The organism is Pseudoalteromonas sp. SG43-7 (assembly GCF_014164295.1).
Classification (GTDB): domain Bacteria; phylum Pseudomonadota; class Gammaproteobacteria; order Enterobacterales; family Alteromonadaceae; genus Pseudoalteromonas; species Pseudoalteromonas rhizosphaerae.
This window is the reverse complement of record NZ_JACJEY010000101.1, coordinates 1-5,366: the sequence shown is the minus strand read 5'-3', so window position 1 is coordinate 5,366 and position 5,366 is coordinate 1. Positions and strand designations below refer to the sequence as shown.

Here is a 5,366-nt window from a genome sequence, read left to right as displayed (position 1 = left end):
CTATCAGCTATCAGCTATCAGCTATCAGCTATCAAATTTTATTTTTGACTTTAGGGCTGTCAACATTTTTGATAACTCAATGGTTTCATTTATCCACTGGGCGCCGATATTTTTATCTATATAACTAATGTCTATACCAATATAAATCTGTGTTCTAGCTTCCGCTAAAGAAGATCTAGATATATCTAAAAATCTAAGCCGCTCTTTATTGCTTTCACGAGTCATCCCCTCAGCTATATTACTAGGCACTGATAGGCTGGAGCGTGTTAATTGATCCCTAAAACCAAAATCTTTAAGGTATGCTGTCTTTTTATATACATCAGCACTCAATCGTGCGGCACGCTTCCATACTTCTAACTTTTCGAAATTCATTCAGTTACTCTTTTAAAGTGTTTTAAAAACTTATAGGTACAAAACATTTAAAAAGCAAATAACCTCTGTGATCTGACGGCTGACGGCTGACGGCTGACGGCTCGAAACTTAGCTCTTCCCTAGAACCTATAACTTACTCGCTAACCCAAACACTTCTTTTATAACTTGGGTTGTTTTAGCTATTTCATCTTCTGTAAGGGTCGGATGGACTAAAAACATGATTGACGTTTCACCAAGTTCAACTGCATTTGGTAGGCGTGTTTCTGGGCGCCATGGGGTGTTGTCAAAAGCTTTTTCTAAATACACTTCTGAGCAGCTACCCTGAAAACACGGTACACCACGCTCTACAATTGCATTAACTATACGGTCGCGATCCCAACCAGAGGCCAATTGTTCAGGCTTAATAAACATATAATGCTTATATTCAGCGTGTTCAATGTATTCAGGAACCTCAACTAAACGGATACAATCAAAGCCAGTTGCGGCTTGGTCAAGTTGTGCGCCATACGTTTGGCGTTTTGCAGTCCACTCTGTCATACGAGTTAGTTGAATACGGCCAAGTACGGCTTGCATTTCGGTCATGCGCCAGTTAGTACCAAAGCTTTCGTGTAACCATCTAAACCCCGGTGGGTGTTCGCGGTTATAAATTGCATCAAAGCTTTTACCGTGGTCTTTATAGCTCCACATAGTTGACCATAACTCTTTAGAATTAGTGGTTACCATGCCGCCTTCGCCGCCAGTGGTCATAATTTTATCTTGGCAAAAGCTCCACGCGCCTACATGGCCAATACTACCGACTGAGCGACCTTTATATTTAGCACCATGTGCCTGCGCACAGTCTTCAATTACATAAAAGCCATGCTCTTTACTCAGCGCCATTATTTCATCCATTTCAGCAGGCATACCGGCTAAGTGTACAACAATAACTGCTTTCGTTTTTGGTGTAAGTACCGCTTTAATACTTGCAGCTGTAATGGCTTGGCTATTTAAATCAACATCAGCAAATACAGGTGCTGCGCCAGCAGTTACAATACTTGAGGCAGACGCTAAAAAAGTTCGCGGCGTAGTAATAACTTCATCGCCAGTACCCACATTTAACGCTTTAAGCGCTATATCAAGCGCTAAAGTGCCATTACCAAGTGCGATTGCATACTCGCTACCTGCCCAAGAGGCAAATTCTTTTTCAAATTCGCGGCCTTCAGTACCCGTCCAGTAGTTAACTTTATTTGACAAAACTACGCGACTTACAGCATCAGCCTCATCAGTAGTGAAGCTAGGCCAAGGAGAAAACGGGGTATTTAACATGATGTTCCTATTAATTCCATATAGAAATGAGGTCTAATCTAACGCGGTACTGCAGGAGAGCCAAATACAGTAACGTTATTAGGTATATTTTTTACAACGGTGCTGCCAGCACCAATCAAGCAATTATCGCCAATAGTGATTAACTGCCTCACTTGGCTGCCAATACCAACCCAGCTTTTACTGCCAACAATAACGCCGCCCGCTAAAGCAACATTAGGGCAAATATGGGTAAAATCACCAATAGTACAGTCGTGCTCAACAACTGCTGAGGTGTTGATAATACAACCAACCCCAACTTTAGCAAATGCATTAATAATAGCACCGGCAAAAACTACCGTGCCCTGCGCTATTACTGCATATTTACTTATCACTGCGGTTGGGTGAGTTAAGGTAATAAGGTTAAAATTATTTTGTTGTAACAACTGTATTTTTTGCTGGCGAATATCATTATTACCAATAGCAACAACAACATCGATTGGCGTAGTATGTAAGGCAATTAAATCAGCGCAGGTACCCTGTATTGGCCAATGCTCAATGTGGGTTTTACTTGGGTAAGCGTCATCATAAAACTTAACAGTAAAGCCCAATTGCTCGGCAATATCGGCAATAACCTTACCGTGCCCGCTAGCACCAACTATAGCTAACTGTTTAGTCATTATTAGAGCCTTTAAATGGCTCAATAGTTACATGCCCGTCAGCGCTGATACCCTCACGAACAAATACTTTTTTTACCGTGAGTAATAGTATTTTGAAGTCGAGCAACAAGCTTTGGTTGTCAACATACCACACATCGAGTTTAAACTTTTGCTCCCAGCTAATTGCATTACGGCCATTCACTTGTGCCCAACCGGTAATACCTGGGCGTACATTATGGCGGCGCGCTTGCTCAGTATTATAAAGCGGTAGATATTGCACAAGCAGAGGCCTTGGCCCTACCAAGCTCATATCGCCTTTTAATACGTTAAATAAACCGGGTAGCTCATCTAGGCTTGTTGAGCGCAAAAATGCGCCAAACTTAGTCATCCGCTGGTCATCAGGGAGTAAATTGCCATCTTTGTCTGTCGCATCAAGCATACTGCGAAACTTCATCATTTTAAAAATTTTACCATTCAAACCTGGGCGGTCTTGGGTAAACAAAATAGGCGAGCCCAATTTAAAACGAATCAGTAAAGCAACAATAACAATTACTGGTAATAAAGTGAGTATTGCGCATAGGGCAATTAAAAAATCAAAGAGGCGTTTCATTAATGTAATTCCATTATTTTCAAAAGCTCTCTATTAACTTTATGAACATCAAACTTATCTTCTACCATAGTTCTGCTAGCCTCAGCCATACGCTGCCACTCATGTGGATTTTCAATAAACCAAATCATTCGTTCAACTAATTGTTCAACATTTGCTTTTTCAACTAACCAACCATTTTCACCATTTATCACAGTCTCTCTACAACCAGGAACGTCGGTAGTTAATATTGGACGTCCAGTAGCCATTGCCTCTAATACAGTGCGAGGTAAACCTTCATGGTATGAGGGCAATACAAATATACTACAGTCTTCAAAATAGGGCCTCACATCATTTGTTCCACCCAAGTAGTCAACCGCATTATTAGTATTTAACTGAGTTAACTCTGTAAGTGAAATACCATCTGGCGAGGGATCTTCGGGGCCAACTAACTGAAATATTGCATCGGGATATTTTTGTTTTACTATATTGGCCGCTTTTACATACTCACGAATCCCTTTGTCACCTAATAACCTCGCAATAAGTAAAAACCTAGGGGTAGGCGGTAAAGGTTTAACCTCGAAATGACTAATATCAACACCAGACCCATTAACTATAGCTGCTTTATGCTCAGGCACTATCCCTAAATCAATAAATACCTGCCTATTATCAGGGTTTTGAAAGATCACTTTATCTGCTCGTTTTAAAGCTGTTTTATACAAAAATATAACTAGCTTCATTAAAAGGTTTTTTTTCCAGTTACCCTTTTGAAAAGCAAAACCTAGCCCAGTAACCAGTGCATAAAAATTACAATGAGGCATATAACGAGCAGCCAAAGACCCAAAAATAATTGGTTTTATTGTATACGCTAAAATAATATTAGGTTTTTCTTGCTTAAAAATATTACGCAATGACCAAAAACTATTAAAGTCTTGAAAAGGATTTAAACCACTACGGTTTATAGGGTAGTCAATATAATCAGCTCCTAAAAATTCAATATTTTTAATATCATCTATGTTAGCAGCCGTTGCTAAAGCACAAACTTTTATATTTAAACTCGATATGTACTTAATCAATTGTCCTCTAAAATTATACAGGGAGGATGGAAGTGTTCCTATCACTATAATTTTCATAACTTATTACCGTTCGTTGGCTTAATATAAAACCTAAAAAGTGAATAATTACTTGTTGTTCTAATATTCAAGTTGATAATCCAACTAAAGCATTTCGACTCAGGTTAAAATTCTAATATAACTTCAAAAGTTTAAACATTCTTTTAATACTCACTTAGCTGGAGAGAGCCAAACTGAATGATACTTTAATATCATACTTTCGATACTAAAGTTTTTCTCAATCCTTTCCCTACAAGCTAGCTTTCGATTTGAAAACTCATCTTGCTGGGATGTATGTTCATTTATCGCATTAAAAATCGCCATTGATAAATCTTGAGGCTCTTTTATAGGCACAATCCAGCCTGTAGCTCCTACAATATAGGCAGCATCTCCGACATCAGTTGTTACACATGGAGTACCACAAGCCATAGCCTCACTTAATACATTTGGGAAAGCTTCACTGATAGAGCTTAATATAAACAAGTCAAACCCATTCATTACAACTGGTATATCGTTTCGTCTCCCTAATAAACTAACTTTACCTTGGCAATCATTATTTAAAATATAAGAGCTTAACTGCTCATTACAGTAATCTAACTCAGTGCCAACCATCATAAATTTAAAGTTAGTCACTTTATTCTTCAAAATACCAATTGCTCCCATAAGATTTTCATAATCCTTAAGAGGGTGAAATCTTCCTACATGCCCTATTAAAAAAGTATCTTTATCAATATTATTCTCTTTTCGAAATGATAACCTAGAGTGTATTGATGGTGTAAAATCATTTAAGTTATAACCATTAGGTATAACAACACCAATTGCTGATTTATAACCTTTTGATTCATGTACCTGACGCGCACTCTCTGCACAATAGATTATTTTATGAGGTATGAATTTAGAAAGAATAGCATTCAGTTTGGCTACCACTATAGTCGCATTTTTAGATTCGCCCTTAACCAAGTTAGTATGATGTACTCCCCAAAATACATTACGAACGCCAGCTAATCGGGCGATTACACCACCAATCATATCGGCATGATACATCCAAGTCTGGATAATATAAGGATTGCCTTTTCGGATTAATTGATAGAGCTTTATTAACCCTGAAAGAGTAACTCTTCCTGGCGGCATGTTTAAACAGTAAACCTTAATATCAGCTCCCCTTAATAAATGACCATACTTACCTTCATCCATTAAAGAAATAACTGTGTGCTCATGAACTTTATCGCTTGAGCAAAGTCGATATAAAACAGCTTCAGCTCCGCCGTCATTCAGGCCTGTAATAATATGATAAACTTTACCCGACATTTAAACTCTTACCTTTTTCAAAAAATAAAAAATAAAAAAATAAAAAAA

6 protein-coding genes are annotated in these 5,366 nt (G+C 38.2%); all 6 read right to left on the bottom strand.

All coding sequences use genetic code 11. From position 1 onward, the window contains the following. Positions 1-24: 24 nt before the first annotated feature. On the bottom strand, positions 25-372 hold the full coding sequence (locus tag H5200_RS22580; protein WP_169020997.1) for a four helix bundle protein: 348 nt from the start codon (positions 370-372) through the stop codon (positions 25-27). Between the two features lie 126 nt (positions 373-498). Beyond that, the gene (locus H5200_RS22575) at positions 499-1,677 is read right to left on the bottom strand and encodes a DegT/DnrJ/EryC1/StrS aminotransferase family protein (RefSeq protein WP_182762728.1); all 1,179 of its coding nucleotides are present in this window, start codon (positions 1,675-1,677) and stop codon (positions 499-501) included. A gap of 38 nt (positions 1,678-1,715) precedes the next feature. Beyond that, complete coding sequence (locus H5200_RS22570; RefSeq protein WP_182762726.1) at positions 1,716-2,333, bottom strand: acetyltransferase; 618 nt, start codon at positions 2,331-2,333, stop codon at positions 1,716-1,718. Beyond that, on the bottom strand, positions 2,326-2,922 hold the full coding sequence (locus H5200_RS22565; protein WP_182762724.1) for a sugar transferase: 597 nt from the start codon (positions 2,920-2,922) through the stop codon (positions 2,326-2,328). The genes H5200_RS22570 and H5200_RS22565 overlap by 8 nt, the downstream gene beginning before the upstream one ends. Continuing rightward, positions 2,922-4,031 (bottom strand): glycosyltransferase family 4 protein, encoded by a 1,110-nt coding sequence (locus H5200_RS22560; RefSeq protein WP_182762722.1) that lies wholly within the window; start codon positions 4,029-4,031, stop codon positions 2,922-2,924. Before H5200_RS22560 ends, H5200_RS22565 begins: the two co-directional genes overlap by 1 nt. Positions 4,032-4,181: 150 nt before the next feature. Then, on the bottom strand, positions 4,182-5,318 hold the full coding sequence (locus H5200_RS22555; RefSeq protein WP_182762719.1) for a glycosyltransferase: 1,137 nt from the start codon (positions 5,316-5,318) through the stop codon (positions 4,182-4,184). Positions 5,319-5,366 lie beyond the last annotated feature (48 nt).

Excerpts from the sequence above, each read along its gene's own strand:
- H5200_RS22570 (WP_182762726.1), bottom strand. The coding sequence starts at position 2,333 with ATGACTAAACAGTTAGCTATAGTTGGTGCTAGCGGGCACGGTAAGGTT.
- H5200_RS22565 (WP_182762724.1), bottom strand. The coding sequence starts at position 2,922 with ATGAAACGCCTCTTTGATTTTTTAATTGCCCTATGCGCAATACTCACT.
- H5200_RS22575 (WP_182762728.1), bottom strand. The coding sequence starts at position 1,677 with ATGTTAAATACCCCGTTTTCTCCTTGGCCTAGCTTCACTACTGATGAG.
- H5200_RS22580 (WP_169020997.1), bottom strand. The coding sequence starts at position 372 with ATGAATTTCGAAAAGTTAGAAGTATGGAAGCGTGCCGCACGATTGAGT.
- H5200_RS22560 (WP_182762722.1), bottom strand. The coding sequence starts at position 4,031 with ATGAAAATTATAGTGATAGGAACACTTCCATCCTCCCTGTATAATTTT.
- H5200_RS22555 (WP_182762719.1), bottom strand. The coding sequence starts at position 5,318 with ATGTCGGGTAAAGTTTATCATATTATTACAGGCCTGAATGACGGCGGA.